This is a genomic window from Streptomyces stelliscabiei, from assembly GCF_014873495.1.
In the GTDB taxonomy this organism is placed as follows: domain Bacteria; phylum Actinomycetota; class Actinomycetes; order Streptomycetales; family Streptomycetaceae; genus Streptomyces; species Streptomyces bottropensis.
This window is the reverse complement of sequence record NZ_JADBGF010000001.1, coordinates 7,643,062-7,660,586: the sequence shown is the minus strand read 5'-3', so window position 1 is coordinate 7,660,586 and position 17,525 is coordinate 7,643,062. Positions and strand designations below refer to the sequence as shown.

At 70.0% G+C, this 17,525-nt stretch carries 11 protein-coding genes; 3 read left to right on the top strand and 8 right to left on the bottom strand.

Annotated elements, in window-relative coordinates:
• Window positions 1–66: 66 nt before the first annotated feature.
• The gene (locus H4687_RS33935; protein ID WP_050399287.1) at window positions 67–672 is read right to left on the bottom strand and encodes a YdbC family protein; all 606 of its coding nucleotides are present in this window, start codon (window positions 670–672) and stop codon (window positions 67–69) included.
• A gap of 154 nt (window positions 673–826) precedes the next feature.
• On the opposite strand from H4687_RS33935, the gene H4687_RS33930 reads away from it, so the two are divergent.
• Window positions 827–1,360, top strand: coding sequence for a TerD family protein (locus H4687_RS33930; protein WP_046914592.1), 534 nt, complete (start codon window positions 827–829; stop codon window positions 1,358–1,360).
• Between the two features lie 88 nt (window positions 1,361–1,448).
• Here H4687_RS33930 and H4687_RS33925 read toward each other — a convergent pair whose 3' ends face one another.
• Window positions 1,449–4,346, bottom strand: coding sequence for a vitamin B12-dependent ribonucleotide reductase (locus H4687_RS33925; RefSeq protein WP_046914591.1), 2,898 nt, complete (start codon window positions 4,344–4,346; stop codon window positions 1,449–1,451).
• Between the two features lie 158 nt (window positions 4,347–4,504).
• On the bottom strand, window positions 4,505–5,068 hold the full coding sequence (gene nrdR, locus H4687_RS33920) for a transcriptional regulator NrdR (protein ID WP_046914590.1): 564 nt from the start codon (window positions 5,066–5,068) through the stop codon (window positions 4,505–4,507).
• Window positions 5,069–5,606: 538 nt separating this feature from the next.
• On the opposite strand from nrdR, the gene lexA reads away from it, so the two are divergent.
• A complete protein-coding gene (gene lexA / locus H4687_RS33915; RefSeq protein WP_046914589.1) occupies window positions 5,607–6,383 on the top strand; it encodes a transcriptional repressor LexA in 777 nt (258 codons plus the stop codon).
• Window positions 6,384–6,568: 185 nt separating this feature from the next.
• On the opposite strand, the gene H4687_RS33910 is transcribed toward lexA, so the two are convergent.
• The 4 genes from H4687_RS33910 to H4687_RS33895 form a co-directional block, all read right to left on the bottom strand.
• A complete protein-coding gene (locus H4687_RS33910) occupies window positions 6,569–8,569 on the bottom strand; it encodes an ATP-dependent DNA helicase (protein WP_046914588.1) in 2,001 nt (666 codons plus the stop codon).
• 204 nt (window positions 8,570–8,773) lie between these two features.
• Entirely contained in the window at window positions 8,774–9,526 is a 753-nt protein-coding gene (locus H4687_RS33905; protein ID WP_046914587.1) for a GNAT family N-acetyltransferase, read from the bottom strand.
• A 100-nt stretch (window positions 9,527–9,626) separates the two neighbouring features.
• Window positions 9,627–12,254 carry an IucA/IucC family protein gene (locus H4687_RS33900; protein ID WP_050399286.1) on the bottom strand — a complete coding sequence of 876 codons (2,628 nt, stop codon included), beginning with the start codon at window positions 12,252–12,254 and terminating at the stop codon, window positions 9,627–9,629.
• Between the two features lie 251 nt (window positions 12,255–12,505).
• Window positions 12,506–13,999 carry a diaminobutyrate--2-oxoglutarate transaminase family protein gene (locus tag H4687_RS33895; RefSeq protein WP_050399285.1) on the bottom strand — a complete coding sequence of 498 codons (1,494 nt, stop codon included), beginning with the start codon at window positions 13,997–13,999 and terminating at the stop codon, window positions 12,506–12,508.
• A gap of 427 nt (window positions 14,000–14,426) precedes the next feature.
• Between H4687_RS33895 and H4687_RS33890 the strand changes: the two genes are divergently transcribed.
• Window positions 14,427–15,656, top strand: coding sequence for a trypsin-like serine peptidase (locus H4687_RS33890; RefSeq protein ID WP_097249238.1), 1,230 nt, complete (start codon window positions 14,427–14,429; stop codon window positions 15,654–15,656).
• Window positions 15,657–15,870: 214 nt separating this feature from the next.
• Here the strand turns inward: H4687_RS33890 and hflX are convergent, their stop codons facing one another.
• Window positions 15,871–17,367 (bottom strand): GTPase HflX, encoded by a 1,497-nt coding sequence (hflX, locus tag H4687_RS33885; protein ID WP_046916720.1) that lies wholly within the window; start codon window positions 17,365–17,367, stop codon window positions 15,871–15,873.
• Window positions 17,368–17,525: the final 158 nt, after the last annotated feature.

The window sequence follows — 17,525 nt, the reverse complement described above, 5'->3', positions numbered from 1 at the left end:
TAGGTCACACCTGTCCCGCTCGCCGATCAGCCAGGTTGGAAATCCAAACCAACCCGAGTCCGGATCTCAAACCGTCCAGCTCGGCTCCAGTTCCACGATGTCGCCCGCGAGGGCCGCGACATCGGCCTCCAACTGGGCCCGCAGGGCGAGGCGCTCGATGCGTTCGGCGCGGTACTTGCCGTGCTCAGCGGCCGAATGCCACATGGAGAGGATCATGAACTCATGTCCCGGCGCCTCGCCGAACAGCCCCCGCACCATGCCCGGGGATCCGGCCATCGCGGGGTTCCAGACCTTCTCCTGCATCAGGGCGAAGTGCTCGGCGCGCTCCTCGTGGACACGGCAGTGCGCCACCCGCACCACATCGGCCTCGGTGAAGCGCGGCTCGAAACCGGTCTTCACGTCGAAGCGGTGGTCGAAGAGCTTGACCTGGAGGTCCTTGAAGGTGCCCGACTGCGAGGCGGCGAGCCGGTCGTGGGAGCGTGCCATGAAGGAGTCGTAGAAGGCGCGGCTCTCCCAGAAGGAGAAGGTGTGCGCCACGCCGGGCCGCACCCGGCTCCAACCCCCACCCTGTCCCCGGAAACCCGGCTCCCCCGGCAGCCCCGCCCACTTTCGCTGCCCCCGCTCGAAACCGCGGCGGTCCACCACGGTGCAGCGAATCCACTTGACCAGCACCGCGCCATGGTAAGGCCACGGAACGTGGCGGCGGTCACTCTCCGGCCGGTCACACCCGGGCGAGGGCCCCGGCCCGCGTGCGAGGATGGACAACTGGCCTGGACCACCAGGCAGTTCGGCCCGCAAACGCAGAAGGACGGGGAGGAGAGTTCTGTTGAACGGCCTCAACAAGGGCATCCGCAAGGTCGAGGTGTCGCTGAAGTGGGACCCGAGCCCCGCCGGGCAGCCACCGACGGATCTCGACATCGTCGCGGCGACCTACCTGGCGGCCGACCCGAGTGGCGACCCCGCCTATGTCGTCCATTTCGACAGCCGCTCGCCCGACGGCACCATCACCCTCAACCGCGACAGCCAGACCGGCCAGGGATTCGGCTGGGACGAGATGATGACGGTGGAGCTGAACCGCCTCGACGCCCGCTACGGGCGGGTCGTCATCGGCGTCGCCATACAGCAGAAAACCGGCACGAAGACCTTCGCCGGCGTCCAGAACCCCGGCCTGCGCATCCGTGAGGGCTACACGGTCCTCGCGGAGGACGACTTCGCCGGCGTGTTCGGCTCCACCGCGGCGACCGTCGCCGCGTTCGTGCGCGACGCGACCGGCGAGTGGACCTTCCACCCCGGCATCACCGGCTACGACGAGGACCCGGCGACCTTCGCCCGTGTCATGGGCCGCCCGCCCCGGCCCTGACGAACCGCCCTTCGACACGCCGAGGGCGGCGGAGCCGACTTCGACTCCACCGCCCTGACGTGCCGGTTCGCGCCCGAAGGCGCTCAGATCAGCTGCAGCCGCTCGTCGAGCCGCAGCCCTCGCAGATGTAGCAGGAGCCGGCGCGCTGCATCTTCGTGCCGCAGGAGAAGCACAGCGGGGCGTCGGCCTGGATGCCCAACTGCATCTCCACCAGCTCGGCGCTGGTGTGGGCCTGCTTCGGGGCGGGCTTGGCGCCCTCCTCGTCGGCCTTCGGAGCGGCGACGGCCTTCAGGGACTGCCGCGGCGCCGACTGGGACAGGCCTTCGACGTCCACCTCCACGTCGTCGAGGATCGGCTCGTACGAACCGGTCTCCAGGTGACGCTGACGCTCCTCGGCGGAGTGGATACCGAGCGCGGAGCGCGTCTCGAAGGGCAGGAAGTCCAGCGCCAGGCGGCGGAAGATGTAGTCGACGATCGACGCCGCCATCCGCACGTCCGGGTCGTCCGTCATACCGGCCGGCTCGAAGCGCATGTTCGTGAACTTGGAGACGTACGTCTCCAGCGGCACGCCGTACTGCAGACCGACCGAGACGGCGATCGAGAAGGCGTCCATCATGCCCGCGAGGGTCGAACCCTGCTTGGACATCTTCAGGAAGACCTCGCCCAGGCCGTCGTCCGGGTAGGAGTTGGCGATCATGTAACCCTCGGCGCCGCCGACGGTGAAGGACGTGGTGATGCCGGGACGGCCCTTCGGGAGGCGCTTGCGGACCGGGCGGTACTCGACGATCTTCTCGACCGTGGCCCGGATCGTCTCCTCGGCCTTCTCGGTGATCTCGGCCTTCTCCGAGTCCTTGGTCTTGGCGGAGAGCGGCTGGCCGACCTTGCAGTTGTCGCGGTAGATCGCCAGCGCCTTGACGCCCAGCTTCCAGGCCTCGAAGTAGATCTCCTCGACCTCCTCGACGGTCGCCGTCTCCGGCATGTTGACCGTCTTGGAGATGGCGCCGGAGATCCACGGCTGGATCGCGGCCATCATGCGGACGTGGCCCATCGGGGAGATGGCGCGCTCGCCCATGGCGCAGTCGAAGACCTCGTAGTGCTCCTGCTTGAGGCTCGGGGCGTCGATCACATTGCCGTGGTCGGCGATGTGGGCGACGATCGCCTCGATCTGCTCCTCCTGGTAACCCAGGCGGCGCAAGGCCTGCGGGACCGTGCCGTTGACGATCTGCATCGAGCCGCCGCCGACCAGCTTCTTGAACTTGACCAGCGCCAGGTCCGGCTCGACACCGGTGGTGTCGCAGGACATGGCCAGCCCGATCGTGCCGGTCGGCGCGAGCACGGACGCCTGGGAGTTGCGGAAGCCGTTCTTCTCGCCGAGGCGCAGCACGTCCTGCCAGGCCTCCGTGGCGGCGGCCCACACCGGAGTGTCCAGGTCGTCCATGCGACCGGCCGTGCCGTTGGCGTCGGAGTGCTGCTTCATGACGCGGTTGTGGGCGTCGGCGTTACGGGCGTAACCGTCGTACGGGCCGACGACCGCGGCGAGTTCCGCCGAACGCTTGTACGCCGTGCCGGTCATCAGGGAGGTGATGGCACCGGCGAGGGCGCGGCCGCCTTCGGAGTCGTAGGCGTGTCCGGTCGCCATCAGCAGGGCGCCGAGGTTGGCGTAGCCGATGCCGAGCTGGCGGAAGGCGCGGGTGTTCTCACCGATCTTCTGGGTGGGGAAGTCGGCGAAGCAGATGGAGATGTCCATCGCGGTGATGACGAGCTCGACGACCTTGGCGAAGCGCTCGACCTCGAAGGACTGGCGGCCCAGGCCGTCGTCCTTGAGGAACTTCATCAGGTTCAGCGAGGCGAGGTTGCAGGACGTGTTGTCCAGGTGCATGTACTCGCTGCACGGGTTGGACGCGGTGATGCGGCCGGACTCGGGGCAGGTGTGCCAGTTGTTGATCACACCGTCGTACTGGATGCCCGGGTCGGCGCAGGCCCACGCGGCCTCGGCGAGCTTGCGGAACAGCGCCTTGGCGTCGACCTTCTCGATGACCTCGCCGGTCATGCGGGCGCGCAGGCCGAACTCGGTGCCGTTCTCCACGGCCGTCATGAACTCGTCGTTCACGCGGACCGAGTTGTTGGCGTTCTGGTACTGGACGGACGTGATGTCGTCGCCGCCCAGGTCCATGTCGAAGCCCGCGTCGCGCAGGGCGCGGATCTTCTCCTCTTCCTTCACCTTGGTGGCGATGAAGTCCTCGACATCCGGGTGGTCCACGTCGAGAACGACCATCTTGGCCGCGCGGCGGGTGGCGCCGCCCGACTTGATCGTTCCGGCGGATGCGTCGGCGCCCCGCATGAAGGAGACCGGGCCGGAGGCGTTGCCGCCCGAGGAGAGCAGCTCCTTGGAGGAGCGGATGCGGGACAGGTTCAGGCCGGCGCCCGAGCCGCCCTTGAAGATCATGCCCTCTTCCTTGTACCAGTCGAGGATCGACTCCATGGAGTCGTCGACGGACAGGATGAAGCAGGCGGAGACCTGCTGGGGCTGCGGCGTGCCCACGTTGAACCAGACAGGACTGTTGAAGCTGAAGACCTGGTGCAGGAGGGCGTACGCCAGCTCGTGCTCGAAGATCTCGGCGTCGGCGGGCGAGGCGAAGTACCTGTTGTCCTCACCGGCCTTCGTGTAGGTCTTCACGATGCGGTCGATCAGCTGCTTGAGGCCGGTCTCGCGCTGCGGGGTGCCCACGGCACCGCGGAAGTACTTGCTGGTGACGATGTTGACCGCGTTCACCGACCAGAAGTCGGGGAACTCGACGCCACGCTGCTCGAAGTTGACCGAGCCGTCGCGCCAGTTGGTCATGACGACGTCACGACGCTCCCAGACCACCTCGTCGTACGGGTGCACGCCGGGAGTGGTGTGGATGCGCTCGATACGCAGGCCCTTGCTCGCCTTGGTGGCCTTGGCGCGGGAACTCCGTGCCGGACCGCTCGCCGTCTCTGTCATGCCGCCTCCCTGTACGGGCGTAAACGCCCTGAAGTGTCGCGTTGTTCCCGTGACACGGTGTTCTGTCTTGTGTCGCGACCCGGCCGCACAGCCGTTCACGACAGGTCTGGATCGCCGCCGATCGTCCGGACCCTTCGGTCCGGCGGTGCGGCCCGCCGTCAGTCGGCGGCGTGGGCGGGCACGGGGACTTGGGCAGCCCCTCCGGACCCGCGGTCGTTCTTCGGGCGCCCCTCGGCCGTGTTCTCGACGTCCTCGTCGTTCGCGACCGGGCGCTTGTGCTGCTCGTTCCTCAGTTCCCCGATGGCGGCCTCGAAGTCCTCCAGCGAGTCGAACGCCCGGTAGACCGAGGCGAACCGCAAGTAGGCGACGAGGTCCAGCTCCTGCAACGGGCCGAGTATGGCCAGCCCCACGTCGTGGGTGGTCAGTTCGGCGCTTCCGGTCGCGCGCACCGCCTCCTCGACCCGCTGGCCGAGCTGGGCGAGCGCGTCCTCGGTGACGGGCCTCCCCTGGCATGCCTTGCGGACGCCGTTGATGACCTTGGTACGACTGAAGGGCTCGGTCACGCCGGACCGCTTGACCACCATCAGCGAACACGTCTCCACCGTCGTGAAACGACGGGAGCAGTCGGGACACTGACGGCGCCTGCGGATCGACGTGCCGTCGTCCGTCGTACGGCTGTCGACGACACGGCTGTCGGGGTGCCTGCAGAAGGGACAGTGCATAACTCCAACCCTCCTCACAGCACGACTCGATAGCCCCCACAGGTCCCTCGGGCCCCGCGGAAGCAGCCCCAAGCATAGGGGATGACCAAGAGGCCTAGGACCCGGGGGACCACAACTTCTGGGCTGTTGCGGCAATCCAAGCACTAGATGTAGGGCTTGGCACGTAAATCCGCCTACGGCGCGCGTGTCGCCCACGTAGAGGCACGTACCGGACGCGGGCGCCGTCGCGGAGCGCAGCCGCACCGTCGCGGAGCGGACGCGGTCGCGGTCCGCCGGCACGGAGGAAGGGGTCGGTACTCGGCCGGTGAAGTACCGGGTGGCAGACTGGGCCAAGCGGTGACAGCGGCCCACAAGGCCCGCCGTTCCGGCGGTGAAGAGTACAGCAATCAGCACTTTTGTCCGCCGAAGCTCAGGCCCTACACCCAGACAGATGGCCACGTCCGGTAATCCACGGTTTTTCACTCGAACGTGTGTTTGGCGCAACCTTTCGAAAGCAACTACCGTTGTGCTGCACGGGAGACCATCGAGAGGGGCCGACGTGACCACCACCGCTGACAGTGCCACCATCACTGCCCAGGACCGCTCCCAGAGCCGACTCGAGCCGGTGCATGCGATGAACGAAGCCACGAACCATGACGGGCCCAAGCGAGCCCTGCCCGGCCGACCTCCAGGCATCAGGGCGGACAGCTCCGGGCTCACCGATCGGCAGCGCCGGGTCATCGAGGTGATCAGGGACTCGGTGCAACGGCGTGGATACCCGCCGTCGATGCGGGAGATCGGCCAGGCGGTCGGCCTGTCCAGCACATCCTCCGTGGCACACCAGCTGATGGCACTGGAGCGCAAGGGCTTCCTGCGCCGCGACCCGCACCGCCCGCGTGCGTACGAGGTCCGCGGCTCCGACCAGTCCTCGGCGCAGCCGACGGACACCGCGGGCAAGCCGGCCGCTTCGTACGTGCCGCTCGTCGGCCGAATCGCCGCCGGTGGCCCGATCCTCGCCGAGGAGTCCGTCGAGGACGTGTTCCCGCTCCCCCGCCAGTTGGTGGGGGACGGCGAGCTCTTCGTCCTCAAGGTCGTGGGCGACTCCATGATCGAGGCCGCCATCTGTGACGGGGACTGGGTGACGGTCCGCCGGCAGCCGGTCGCCGAGAACGGCGACATCGTGGCCGCCATGCTGGACGGCGAGGCCACGGTCAAACGCTTCAAGCGCGAGGACGGCCACGTCTGGCTGCTCCCGCACAACGCGGCCTACGAGCCCATCCCGGGTGACGACGCGACCATCCTCGGCAAGGTGGTGGCCGTCCTGCGCCGCGTCTGACACCCAGCGGCGGACGGTCCCCGTGCTCGTCCCCGCCCCTGATCCGGGCCCCGGAATCCACTGCGCCGGTTCCGGGGTCCTGGCCTGTCCAGGACTCGCCGAGGAACATCCTGCGGGGCCTGACGGTGTGCGCGAAACGGCCGGCGGTCCGTCCCGATGGTTCGGGACGGACCGCCGGCCGTCCGTCATGCCTCCGCCGTCTCGGCCTCCACCTTCGCTTCCCTGTCCTTCGCCGCGCTGTCGATCGCGGCGAGCGACCTACGGACCTGGTTACGGTCCGTCGTGTACCAGAAGTCGGGCAGTGACGCCTTCAGGTAGCTGCCGTACCGCGCGGTCGCCAGCCGCTGATCCAGCACGGCGACCACGCCGCGGTCTCCCTGCGCCCGTACGAGGCGGCCGGCCCCCTGGGCCATCAGCAGGGCCGCGTGGGTGGCGGCGACGGCCATGAAGCCGTTGCCGCCCGCCTCCTCGACGGCCTTCTGCCGGGCACTCATCAGGGGGTCGTCGGGGCGCGGGAAGGGAATCTTGTCCATGACGACCAGCTGACAGCTGGGACCCGGCACGTCCACGCCCTGCCAGAGCGACAGCGTGCCGAAGAGACAGGTCTTCGGGTCGGCCGCGAAGCCCTTGATCAGCTCGCCGAGCGTCTCCTCGCCCTGGAGCAGGATCGGGTACTCGGGGATCCGGACCCGCAGCTCCTCCGCCGCCAGTTGGGCGGCCCGCATCGAGGAGAACAGACCGAGGGTCCGGCCGCCCGCCGCCTGGATCAGCTCCGTGAGCTCGTCCAGCATGTCCGCCCGGTCGCCGTCCCGGGCGGGGCGCGACAGATGCTTGGCGACGTAGAGGATGCCCTGCCTCGGATAGTCGAACGGCGATCCGACGTCCACTCCCTTCCACGGCGGAAGGTCGTCCCCCTCGGTGCCCTCCGGCGCCAGACCCAGTGAGGCGCCCACGCCGTTGAAGTCGCCGCCCAGCTTGAGCGTGGCCGAGGTCAGGGTGACCGAACGGTCCGCGAAGAGCTTCTCCCGGAGGAGACCCGACACGGACATCGGGGCGACGCGCAGGGAGGCGCCGAACCGGTCATGGCGTTCGTACCAGACGACGTCCCACTCGGAGCCGTTGCTGATCCGCTCCGCCACGTCGTGCACGCTCTCCACGGCCGCCAGCGCCTGCTTGCGCACGGCGTCCTCGTCCTGGACGGACTTGTCGCGCGTGCTGCCGATCGCCGAGATCACCGTACGGGCGGCGTCACGCAACGCCATGAGGACGTAGGCCAGATCCTCGGGGACCTCCTCCAGACGGCCCGGCAGGGCCAGCTCCATGACCCTCTCGAATCCCTCGGCGGCGGTCTGGAGCTGGTCGGCGGCCTTCTCGTTGACGAGCTTCGCCGCCCGCTTCACAGCGCGGTTGACCTGGCCCGGGCTGAGTTCGCCGGTCGCCACGCCGGTCACCCGTGACACGAGTTCGTGCGCCTCGTCCACGATCAGCACCTCGTGCTGCGGGAGGACCGGTGCGCCCTCGATGGCGTCGATCGCGAGCAGCGCGTGATTGGTGACGACCACTTCGGCGAGCTTGGCCCGCTCCCGGGCCATCTCGGCGAAGCACTCGGCGCCGTACGCGCACTTCGATGCGCCCAGACACTCCCGGGACGACACGGAGATCTGCGCCCACGCCCGGTCGGAGACGCCCGGGGTGAGGTCGTCACGATCGCCGGTCTCGGTCTCCTGCGACCAGTCCCGCAGTCGCAGCAGGTCCTGGCCCAGCCTGCTGGAGGGTGCGGCCGCCTCGAACTGGTCGAAGAGGCCTTCCTCCTCGTCCTGGGGCACGCCTTCGTTCAGACGGTGCAGGCACAGGTAGTTCGACCGGCCCTTGAGCATCGCGAACTCGGGGCGGCGGCGCAGCAGCGGATGCAGCGCGTCGACCGTTCTCGGCAGGTCCCGCTCCACGAGCTGGCGCTGCAGCGCCAGGGTCGCCGTCGCCACGACGACGCGCTCTCCCTGCGCGAGTGCGGGCACCAGGTAACCGAGCGACTTTCCGGTACCGGTGCCCGCCTGGACCAGCAGATGGGAGCCGTCGTCGATCGCCTCCGCGACGGCTTCGGCCATGGTCACCTGGCCGGGGCGCTCCATACCGCCGACAGCGGCGACGGCGGCGTGCAGGAGTTCGTGGAGTGAGGGCTTCGTCATAGCGCGACCACCCTACGGCTCACCACTGACAAACGGGTTATCCAGGCGGAAGCACGGGACGTGAGGTGCGGGATCAAGACCGTTGTCTCTTCGTCGGGCCGGACGGATTCCCGGCGGCCGGAGATCTCGTCGGCGGTGACCGGGAACCGGACAGGCGCGGGCGGTGTACCAAATGTGACGGCGCCACAGGAGATCCACATCGATCTACATCAGATCGCGAAGGAGCCGGTCTCTGATCATCAGGGCGGCCCGCTTGTCGGGCAGGTCGACCTCTGCGGAGAACCGGAAGCCCGCGCTCAGGAACGCGGAGACGGAGGGAAAGTTGCGAAGGTCGGGTTCCGCCACGACGCGGGCACAGGAAGGTCTTCTGTCGAGGACGAGATCGGCCACGGCGCGGAGCAGGATGGCTCCCAGACCCCGCCCCCGGTCGGCCACGGGTCCGATGAGGAGGTGGACCCCGGTGTCATGGGGACGGGCGGGGTAATGGCGTGCGATGGGGTCGAGGTCTGCCCGGTAGATCTCCCAGTAGCTCATGGGGGTGCCGTCCAGCATGCCGAGGCAGGGCACGCTGCGGCCGTCTCCGGAGAGCTGGGTGCGGAGGTGGTCCGCGGTCACGTCCTCCGGGCCGGCGAGCTGCCAGTACGAGGCCACGGTCGAGTCGTTCATCCAACGGGAGATCAGCGGGAGCTCCCGTTCGAGGCGGACAGGGACCAGGTGCAGGGTGCCTGCGGGGGTGACGACCGGACCCCAGTCGGCGAGGTGGTCGAGCAGTTCGCCGTCGGCCCCAGGGCCTTGGCACGGTGGTTCTGTCTCACCGCCGCACGCGCCGCAGTCCTCGGACAGCAGGGCGAGGAAGTCGTCGGGCAGGCGCAGTTCGAGCGTGTCCTCATTGCACGTCGGGGCCGAGGCTGGGCCGGTGTCGGTGCTCGCGTCGGTGCTCGCGTCGGTGGGAGCCACGGCGACGTTCCTCTCAGGAGATCGGGTGGGTCATGTTCCTCGGGGCTGGAGGGAGTCGGGATGACGAAGCCGAGCGGGGCCGCACAGCAGCGCGGCCCGGTCAGCGATGAAGAGGGTTGGCGATGGTGACGTAGACGGACTGGCTGTCGACGGGGCCGACGAGTTCGTCGAGGCCATGCAGGCGGGTCAGGAGGTTGGCTTTGCAACGCAGAACAGGTGAGTCGAGCAACTGGGCCGGCAGGGTGGTGTTCATTCGGGCGGGGCCGGTGGCCGCGTGAGAGAGGAAGCGGCGGAAGGCGGCCAGCAGCAGTCGCTCGTCCCCGAGGCGCTGCGAGCCGAACGCACCGATCAGGCCGAGCACGTTGTTGATGCCGAGGTAGTAGGCGAACCGTTCGTCGGCGACCTCGTCGGAGACGAAGGTGTCGCTGCGCTCGCCGATGCCGGGCAGTCGGGCTGCGAGATCCGCGCGGCGGGACTCTCGGAAGTAGTAGCCCTGGTTGTCGCGGTACCGGCCACCGATGGGCCAGCCGTCCGGGTCCAGCAGGACGAGCGTGTTCTGCTGGTGGGCTTCGAGGGCGATCCCTGCCTCGCCGTCCAGCCACAGCACGGGGCGCACGACCCGTTCCAGATAGCGCAGGAACCACTCGACGGCGACGGCTCCTCGGGGCCGGCCGGTGCGCCCGGCGAGGCGGGTCACGACATCGGCGAGTCGCGACCCGACGGTGAGATGCGTTTCCGGAGCGGCGTCGGGGCCCTGCCGGAGGGTGCTGACGGGGTACTGCGGTTGATGCCCGTCGGAGTGGTCGTGTTGCGTACTGCGACGGTCCGCGCAGTGGGCGGCTCGCGACTCGGCATGGGCGTACGGCCTCGGTGAGACGAGCCCCGCGACACAGGCCACGTCGTCCGCCGGGCTGAACGGGTTGTGCCGGACCAACACGTCCAGGCCGGGCAGAGGGCCGCCGTCCGGTGCGGTGACGCCCAGCCACGCCGGGTCACGGACGATGTCGAACCGGGGGTGGGCCGCCTGCCACTGCGCGGTCAGGCCGGTGCGGAGCAGGCGGTGGACCTCGACACCGCGGTGGAGCTCCTTGCGGAGGTTCTCGCGACAGGAGTTGGTGATGCGCAGGCCCAGCGAGAGCTTCAGCATCGCGGGGGCGTGATGGCGGTGAACGGTGCGAACGGAGGAGGTGGGGTGCCATGGGTCGCCGTGCGGCCCCAGGTCCCTGAGCAGGCCGGCGTCGAACAGAGCGGCGACGGCCGGGCGGCGGCGGATCTCGCGAAGTTGCCAGGGGTGCACGGGCAGGGCGCCATGGCCTTCCGGCAGCGGCAACCCCGGGCCTGCCAGCCGGGCGGTCAGCTGTTCGGCGCGGACAGCACGACCGCGCTCGGTCCATGCCGAGTCGGCCGACATGACGCAGGGGGCGATCGCCAGCCAGTGCAGAGGAAAGGAGCCACGCAACTCCGGTGAGTAGAGCCGCGCTTCGAGCTCCGAGAGGCCCTCCCGGCTTTTCGGGGTCGGATGCAGGGGGTGGCCGAGGACGAGAGCCTGCTCGGCAGCGAGGAATCGGCCCGGACCGTCGGTGGGCCCGACCCGGCGCTCGGCGATGAACGTGGCGACGCGTCGGGTGGAGTCGGCGACCCGTCCGACCAGATCGAGTGGGTCGAGCTGATCGAGCCGGTCTAGCTGTCCGGATCGGCTGGGCTGGTCCAGCGGGTCGGGCTGGTCGACGGGGACGGGCCGGTCGACGGGGACGGGCCGGTCGACGGGGACGGGCCGGTGGGAGGGCCGGTGTGGATGGTGGAGCCGGGTGAGCGGATCGGTGCTCTCCGGGCCGCCTGGGGGGCGTGGGGGCGTGGTGGGGGCGTGCGTTGCTGTGGGTCGGGGCTCGCGCGTGTCCGTCCTGAGCGAGCCTCGCGCAGTCGCCTCATCGACCAGCAGGGCCGCCACTTTCGCCGCGTCGAGAGGGGGTGCGCTCTCGGGGGTGCCGGCGAGGCGTGGCCGACCGAAGCGGTGCCAGCCGCTGAGGGACCAGTAGTGCACGGGGGCGAGGAGCGCCGTGGCGCTTGTGGGGAGGGGAATGCGGAGGGTGCCGTCGTGGGGGGAGGTGAGGTTCTGCTCGCGTACCCAGCAGCGCAGGAGATTCTCGATCGCTGCGGCTTGGGCCGCGGTGTGTGGGTCGGGGTGGAGCAGAGGGTCGGTGAGGCGGCTGTCCGGCGGCTCGGTGGTGCGGGCTTCGTCGGCCTGGCCGGGCGCCGGCTGAAGCAGCTCATCACGTGGTGGGACCGGTGTGCGAGTGGGCGCCGCTTGGCGAGGGACCGGAGTCACGGGGTACGGAAGCGGCTCGTCCCGCCAGGGTTCCGGCTCGGTGCGGCAGGGCGTTGGTCCGGCCTGGCCGGGCGGAGGCTCGGCGGGGCCGGATCCCGGTTCAGGCTGCCTGAGCCGCTGCCCGACCGGCGGACCGGCCCCCCGGTGAGCCTGGCCGTGCGCCGGGGCGACCGAGCCCGCGCCGGGGGCGGCCGTGCCGAAGCCCACGGTGGTCTGGCCGGAGCCCAGGGCGGCGAGGTCGGACTTCGGCTCAACCTGCCCGAACCCCGGTCCGGCCTGGCCGGACCTCGTTTCCAGATGGGCGGGCCACTGCTCGTCGCCTGGCTGGCCAGGGGTGAGGGGAGTGCGGTTGTTCGTGTCGTGGTCGTGGGTGCGGGCCTCGGGGGCGGGCGGCGGCTTCAAGGCGGTTCCTGGGGTTGCTCGTGCGGGAGGGCAGTCGCGGGCGGGTGCGGTCGAGCGGGGCCGGGTGCTTGTGCGGAGGTGGAAGGTGGTGCGGGCGACGGGGCTGTGGAGGGAGGCGAGGCGATGGTGTTTCGGGGGCTCGTTCGGCGGAGTCTCGGGGTGGTGGCCGGGTGGGCCGGTGCCTGGGGTGTGTGGCTGGTTCGCGGGCGAAGTGGGGTCGTATCGGGCGGAGTGGCGCGTGGTCTCGGTGCTCAGCCGCCGGGCGGGTCTCCGGGGCCTCCGGTTCGCTCGGGCTTCGGGCCCACCGGGAGGCGGGCCTCGGCGGCGGCCGCTACCGAGACGATCGCGTCGGTCAGGCGATCGAGGACGGCGTTCGCCTGTTCGTCGGTGATCGTGAGAGGCGGGAGGAGGCGGACGACGCCGGCGTGGCGGCCGCCGAGTTCGACGATCAGGCCACGGCGAAGACACTCGCGCTGGACCGCGATGGCGAGGCTGGGGGCGGGCGGGGGCGGGCCCGGGTCGCCGGAGGGAGAGGGCGCTCCCGGGGTGACCATCTCGATGCCGAGCATCAGCCCCCGTCCTCGTACATCGCCGACGCAGGCGAAGTGGTGCGCGAGGCCACGGAGTTGGGTGAGCATGCGGGCGCCCAGGGATTCGGCACGTGCGGCGAGGCCGTTCTCCCGGACGTGGGCGAGGGTGGCGGTGCCGGCGGCCATGGCCAGCTGGTTGCCGCGGAAGGTGTCCGTGTGGGCGCCCGGTCGCCAGACGTCGAGGTCGTCGCGGTAGACCACGACGGCCAGCGGGAGGCTGCCGCCGATGGCCTTGGACAGGACCATCACATCGGGGACGACGCCGCTGTGCTCGACGGCCCAGAACCGGCCGGTGCGGCCCACACCGGTGTGGATCTCGTCGGCGATCAGCGGGATCGAGCGCGCGGCGGTGATCTCACGCATCCGACGAAGCCAGTCGTCCGGCGCCGGGTTGACGCCGCCCTCACCCTGCACCGGTTCGAGGATCATGCCCGCGGGCCGCGGTACGCCGGAGATGACGTCGTCGAGAACCGACTCGGTCCAGCGGGCGGCGAGTTCGGCACCGCGTTCACCGCCGACACCGAAGGGACAGCGGTAGTCCTGGGGGTAGGGCAGACGTGTCACGCGTGCGTCGTGGACGCCTCCGGACACTTCCAGTGCCTCGGCGGTCGCGCCGTGGTGGGCACCGGCGAAGGCGAGCATCCCCGTGCGTCCGGTCGCCGCCCGGACGCGAGTGAAGGCCGCCTCGACCGCGTCCGTGCCGGCGGGTCCGCAGAACTGGACACGGGCGCGGTCCGCGAGCCCCGGGGGAAGGGTACGGAACAGCTCGGTGGTGAAGGCGTCCTTGACCGGAGTGGCCAGGTCGAGGACGTGCAGCGGGGCGCCCGAGTCGAGCACCTTCCGGATGGCTTCGAGGACGACCGGGTGGTTGTGGCCGAGGGCGAGGGTGCCCGCGCCGGACAGACAGTCGAGGTAGCGGCGGCCGTCGGCGCCCTCGATGGTCAGCCCGCGTGCGCGCGCGGGCACGATGGGCAGGGCGCGTGCGTAGGTGCGCGCTCCCGACTCGCGGGCGGCATGCCGCCGCAGGATTCCCTCGTGCGCCGAGCGCGCGCCGTCGTGTTCCCGTCGTGTGCGCGCCCGTTCGTCCTCGTGTCCCGAACACGCGCGCTCGGGCTCACGTCCCACCGGCGCCACCGCAGACTCGGTCACCGCCACGACTGCACTTCCTCCCGCTGTCCGAAGGCGAGTTGGCAGGGGGCACCGAGCACCGGCGGGTCCCCCGCACCTACCAACGACGGGACTCGCACGGGGAAGCGGGTGGGACGAAGATCCTTGCCGTGACGGAACCGTTGCCGTTCCATCGGATGTCCCCCACAACGACCGCATAGTGTGTGGTGCCGTTCCGCAGGACGCGGCTCGGCGTGATGCGTGGCAAGTCGCGCGTACGGCTACCGCGTACGGCGATCACGTAGGACGACCGCGTGGGACGTCCTCGTAGGACGACTACGTACGAAGAAACCGAGGTACGGAGCCGCGCGATGCCGTGTCGCTTACGTACAAGGAGGCGGTGGCGCGCGGATGACCGTGCGCGATCCGCTTCGGCAGCACAGAGTTCTCACACGCCCCAGGGGGAGTTCAGACCATGCGACCCATACGACCGCTCTTCACCGCTCGTCGCGGGAGGAGCACGCGCCGCAGAACCTCCCCCGTCGTGGCCGCGGTCGGCCTTGCCACGGTTCTGTCGTTGACCGCCACCGCGTGCGGTTCGGGTGACACCACGGCCAACGCCGACGCGTCGGCATCCGCGCAGGACAGCGGCAGCGCGGGCGACGGCAAGATCCGGATTCCGGACGACATCAAGGACAAGCTCAAGGAACACGGGATCGATCTCGACAAGTGGCGGGGCGGTGCCTGGAAGAACTGGGACAAGGACGACTGGCTGCGCGAGGCCGAGGACTACGTCAACCCGATCATCGAGGACCTGTGGGACCCGGATCGGATGCGGGACGCCGAGGAGCCGGAGAAGGAGGTCGACGAGAGCGACCTCACCGGTGACCAGGGCGTGACCGACCCGACGCCACGGCCCGTCGACGCCACGGCGGTGTCGGCGAAGTACCACGCGAACGTCCCCGAGGCGGGCAAGGTGTTCTTCGACGCGCCCGAAGGCACCATGGTCTGCTCGGCGACCGTGGTCCAGGATCCGGCCAACCCGGGCAAGTCCAACATGGTGTGGACGGCCGGCCACTGCGTGCACGCCGGCAAGGCGGGCGGCTGGTACCGCAACATCGCCTTCGTGCCCTCGTACAACGACAGTGGCAGGTCGGCGTCGGAGCTGCCGACCGCCACCAAGGAGGAGGTCGCTCCGTACGGCGTCTGGTGGGGTGACTGGGCGCAGACCTCGGACCAGTGGATCGAGCAGGGCGGTCAGACGGGCGGTGACGGTGCGCCGTACGACTTCGCGGTGATCCATGTGACGCCGGAGGAGGGCAGCGGGGGCAAGTCGCTGGAGGAGATGGTCGGTTCGGCCCTGCCGGTGGACTTCGACGCGCCTGCCGTGCCGCAGGTGAAGAGCATCACGGCGACGGGGTACCCGGCCGGGGCTCCGTACGACGGCGAGACGATGTACCAGTGCCAGGACAAGCCCGGCCGGTTCTCGCTCGTCGAGTCCGACCCGACGATGTACCGCATCGGCTGCTCCATGACCGGCGGTTCGTCCGGCGGCGGCTGGGTGGCGACCGGTTCGGACGGGCAGCCCGCGCTGGTGTCCAACACCTCCATCGGTCCGGCGAGCGCCGGCTGGCTGGCGGGACCGCGGCTGGGCAAGGAGGCCGAGGGTGTGTACCAGTCGGTGAGCGACAAGTTCGCGCGGTGACACCGGGCAGGCGCTGACGACAGCGTCACGCTCGCGACCCGAAGGCCCGTCCCCCTCCGCGGAGGGGGACGGGCCTTCGGGTCGCGTTTGCGGGTGCGGGTCCGGTGGGGCTACTCGCGCGGTTCCCCGCGCCCCTGAAAGACCAGGCCTGCGGGCCGGTAAGCGACGCCCCCGCACTCGAACACCCGCAGGCGAACGATCGGCCCTCAGGCCATCAAAGCGTCGCCGCCGGGACGTACGGCGCCAAGTCGGCCGCCAGCTCCTCGTGCACCCGGGCCTTGAGCAGGGTGCCCTCCGGGGTGTGCTCCTCGGAGATCACCTCGCCCTCGGTGTGGGCGCGGGCGACGAGCTTGCCGTGGGTGTACGGCACGAGCGCCTCGATCTCGACCGAGGGACGCGGCAGCTCGTTGTCGATCAGGGCGAGGAGTTCCGCGATGCCCTGGCCGGAACGGGCCGAGACCGCGATGGAGCGCTTCTCGACCCGCAGCAGCCGCTGCAGCGTCAGCGGGTCGGCCGCGTCCGCCTTGTTGATCACCACGATCTCGGGGACCTTGGTCGCGCCCACGTCACGGATGACCTCGCGCACGGCGGCCAGCTGCTCCTCCGGGGCGGGGTGCGAGCCGTCGACCACGTGCAGGATCAGGTCGGCGTCACCGACCTCCTCCATCGTGGAGCGGAACGCCTCGACGAGGTGGTGCGGCAGGTGGCGTACGAAGCCGACGGTGTCCGCCAGCGTGTACAGCCGCCCGCTCGGGGTCTCGGCCCGGCGCACGGTCGGGTCGAGGGTCGCGAACAGGGCGTTCTCCACCAGCACACCCGCGCCCGTGAGGCGGTTGAGCAGGGAGGACTTGCCGGCGTTGGTGTAGCCGGCGATGGCGACCGAGGGCACCTTGTTCCGGCGGCGCTCCTGACGCTTGATCTCGCGGCCGGTCTTCATCTCCGCGATCTCCCGGCGCATCTTCGCCATCTTCTCGCGGATCCGCCGCCGGTCCGTCTCGATCTTGGTCTCACCGGGACCGCGGGTGGCGAGGCCACCGCCCTTGCCACCGCCCATCTGACGGGACAGTGACTGACCCCAGCCGCGGAGCCTCGGCAGCATGTACTGCATCTGCGCGAGTGCGACCTGCGCCTTGCCCTCACGGGACTTGGCGTGCTGGGCGAAGATGTCGAGGATCAGGGCCGTACGGTCGATGACCTTGACCTTGACGACGTCTTCGAGATGGATGAGCTGGCCGGGGCTCAGTTCACCGTCGCAGATGACGGTGTCCGCGCCCGAGTCGAGGACGACGTCCCGCAGCTCGTTGGCCTTGCCGGAGCCGATGTAGGTGGCCGCGTCCGGCTTGTCGCGGCGCTGGATCACGCCGTCGAGCACGAGCGCGCCCGCGGTCTCCGCGAGGGCGGCCAGCTCGGCCAGCGAGTTCTCCGCGTCCCGCACGGTTCCCGTGGTCCAGACACCGACGAGCACGACGCGCTCCAGGCGGAGCTGGCGGTACTCGACCTCGGTGACGTCCTCGAGTTCGGTGGAGAGGCCCGCGACACGGCGCAGAGCCGCACGGTCGGAGCGGTCGAACTGGTCACCGTCCCGCTCTCCGTCGATCTCGAAGCTCCAGGCGACGTCCTCTTCCATCAGGGCATCGGCCCGAAGGTTCTCGGGGTTGTTCTGCGCGAAGGCGCTCTGTGCGGCCTGGGAAGGGGAAGAAGAGGAGGTCATTGGGTCCTTACGTCGATAGGGATACCGAAGGGCGAGGATCACGAAAACGGATCGCGACCTGTCAAGTGTGACAACGCCCGGGGCTTCCGGGAGATTCCCCCCGTCGCCGACCCGAAGATGGTCGCACGGTACGCCCCGTCTCGTCATCCGGGTTATTC